This window comes from Methylosinus sp. Sm6 (assembly GCF_019802345.1).
Lineage (GTDB): Bacteria > Pseudomonadota > Alphaproteobacteria > Rhizobiales > Beijerinckiaceae > Methylosinus.
Map to the genome: position 1 here is coordinate 1 of NZ_JAINDZ010000100.1, position 1969 is coordinate 1969.

The following is a 1969-nucleotide window of genomic DNA, read 5'->3' on the forward strand; positions in this document are numbered from 1 at the left end:
CAGAGGTGTGCCAGGCATGGGCATCGAATTGGAGGTGAAAGTCCTTCGTGGGGCGAGTTGGTAGCAACCACGAGCCGAGGGCAACTGCGCGTCCGCGAGGGCGGGTGGGGAAGAAGCCCAGTGGCGAACCGCAGCACCGAACGAGCAGTGAACTCCTCAACAGGCCGGTCCAGCCGGGTCAGCGTGCCTCTGAACGCGACGCCCGAAATCCAACCGAGGCTGGGGCGGTAAAAGGAGCGGCGGCGGCGGGAAATTCGATGTTCTTACCCTGGGAGGTCTGCATGGGTCCGTTTCGAACGGTAGGCTGGGAGAAGGTGAGCGACGACCGGCCGACGCCCATGCAGAAGTCGGATCTCTCCATAATAGCGATGAAGCCGGTGAAAGCCGGGGGAGCGAAGGGAGGGATGGATTGAGAAGGATGATTCCCCGTCAATTGAGCCTCGTGTTCGCCGACAGCCCGAAAGGGGGCGGAAGCGATGCGCGCTCGGACGCATCCGAGCAGCGCGCGTTTTTGCTGCAAAAAGCGAAGCACAAACGCACGGCAAGAACCATCGCCTGCGCAGCCGACCCCGGTCGGCTGTTGGAAGAAGTGGCGTCCGAGGAGAACTTGTCTTCGGCGCTTCTGAACGTGATACGCAACAAGGGGGCGCCCGGCCCTGATGGGCAGACCGTAGAAGAGGCCCAGGCGCGAGCTCCTGTGCTGATCGACGATCTGCGCCGCGCGCTGCTCACGGAACGCTATCGACCGGGTCCAGTCCGCCGAGTCTTCATTCCGAAGACCGGAGGCGGACAACGCGGTCTCGGCATTCCAAATGTGGTGGACCGCGTCGCGCAACAGGCTCTGCTCCAGGTCCTGGAGCCGATCTTCGAGCCGACATTCCATCCGAGCAGCCACGGTTTCCGTCCTGGACGGGGCGCGCATACGGCCGTCGCTGAGGTGAAGGAGCATTTGCAAGCTGGTTGCCGGATCGTGGTCGATCTTGATTTGGAGAAATTCTTCGATCGAGTTCACCATCAGCGTCTTCTCGACCGCCTCGGTCAGAAGGTCGCGGATTGCCGGGTGGTCGACTTGGTGCGCCGGATGCTGAAAGCGTCGGTCATGATGCCGGATGGCGAGAAGATCGCGGTTCGGGAAGGAACCCCGCAAGGCGGCCCGCTGTCGCCAATCCTCTCCAATGTCGTGCTCGACGAATTGGATCAGGAACTGGCGCGGCGGGGTCTGCGGTTCGTGCGGTATGCCGACGACTGCAATATTTTCGTCGGCAGCCGGCGTGCCGGAGAGCGCGTCATGGCGTCGATATCCACGTTTCTGGAGCAGCGCATGCGGCTCCGGGTCAATGCGGAGAAGAGCGCCGTGCGAATGCTCGGCGAGGGACACTTTCTGGGCTTTTGCTTTCGCCGCTCGAGCGAGACCGACGACCAGTTCGAAGTCGGCCTCTCGAAGAAGGCGGCGAAACGGCTGGCGGAAACCATCAGGACGATGACGCCCGGCAATTGGGGGCGCTCGCTCGCATCCTGCATGGAGTCTCTCAGCCGATACCTGAGCGGATGGATGGCGCACTTCCGGTTATGCACGCCGGAGGCCGCCGAGGACTTCAGGCGTTTCGACGCCCACATCCGCCGCCGGCTCAGGGCGATCATCGTGCGTCAGAAGAAGCGGCCTCGCTATCTCTATCGGCATCTCTTGCGCCGAGGGATGAGCCGCATGGCCGCCGCCAGTGCTGCGTATTGTGGCCAGGGAGCCTGGAACCGTTCCAACCGACCGGGCATGACGCGAGCCTACCCACCATCCTGGTTCAAAGGGCGGCTGGTCTCGCTTCAGGACCGCTGGAAGGAGCTCAACTCCCCGCAGGTATCGGACCAGATGACGCTGGTCTTTTGATCGACCGATCCAAGGAGCCGGACGCGTGGCCCGCATATCCGGTTCTGTGAGAGGCGCGGCGGAGAAATCCCCGCGCCTACTCGACGC

At 63.2% G+C, this 1969-nt stretch carries 2 protein-coding genes; both read left to right on the forward strand.

Annotation, left to right across the window (positions count from 1 at the left end):
- Positions 1 to 281: 281 nt before the first annotated feature.
- Positions 282 to 413, forward strand: coding sequence for a hypothetical protein (locus tag K3F48_RS24700; protein WP_255609725.1), 132 nt, complete (start codon positions 282 to 284; stop codon positions 411 to 413).
- Between the two features lie 5 nt (positions 414 to 418).
- Entirely contained in the window at positions 419 to 1882 is a 1464-nt protein-coding gene (ltrA, locus tag K3F48_RS23585; RefSeq protein ID WP_255609726.1) for a group II intron reverse transcriptase/maturase, read from the forward strand.
- The last annotated feature ends 87 nt before the right edge of the window (positions 1883 to 1969 follow it).